A 919-nucleotide genomic window follows, 5' to 3' on the forward strand; every position below is an offset into this window, starting at 1 on the left:
GGTCGCATGGGCTTGATACATGGAATGTGCTTTCTGCAGTACTCCACAACAAAATCAATGTTGTCACTTAGATAAGCAAGCAGTTGATCCAGCCATTCTTCCCCTTCATTCAAGGCTGTTTCCATCGCAATCAGACTGAATGCGTTGTTGCGGTGAATATCCATCCTGGCCCAGTATCGATCAAACACTTCCTTCTGTCTTTCATCACTGAATACGACCGTACAGGCCTGCAGACCGGCCAGATTGAAGGTCTTCGTACACGAAATACACGTGATCACATCCGGATCGATCAGAGCCGATGGAATATGTTTCTTTCCATGGAAGACAAGATCCGAATGAATCTCATCCGATACAACCGGAACCGAATATTTCTTACAAATGGAAAACATCCGTTCCAGATCCTTTCTTTCCCAAACGATGCCTAAGGGATTATGCGGTGAGCATAAGATAAACAGAGACGCCTGTCTTGCCTTTTCTTCAAAATCCTTCCAGTCAATGGACCAGTTTCCGTTTTCTTCCACCAGACGGTTTTCAATCACCGTGCGATCCCAGGCTTCAACGACATCGTAGAATTCCGGATAGACCGGTGTCTGAATCATGACTTTTCCACTCAACGGAGTAAAAAGCTTGACAATGACACTCAAAGAAGGAACGACACCTAACGCGTAGGACATTTTCCTGACATCCGGTTTCCAGCCATGACGTTTCTCCTGCCATTTGGCATAGGCTTCAAAATAAGAATCATCTCTGGAGGTATAACCCCATATGCCTTCTTTGGCCCGTGATTCCAGAGCATCAATGATCGGCTGTGCGGTCTTGAAGTCCATATCCGCCACCCATAGAGGAATGACATCCTCTGTACCAAACTTTTTGATTCGTTCATCATACTTGGCTGCATGATTCTTGGAACGATCTATGA

Annotated in this window: 1 protein-coding gene; it reads right to left on the reverse strand. The window is 45.6% G+C overall.

The annotated features are described in order from the left end of the window. Nucleotides 1-919, reverse strand: a 919-nt coding sequence (locus tag ACTQX6_RS12595) for a MalY/PatB family protein (RefSeq protein ID WP_441657562.1), incomplete at both ends; no start/stop codon positions are given.

Source organism: Faecalicoccus sp. LCP19S3_E2 (assembly GCF_052121255.1).
Taxonomy (GTDB): domain Bacteria; phylum Bacillota_I; class Bacilli_A; order Erysipelotrichales; family Erysipelotrichaceae; genus Faecalicoccus.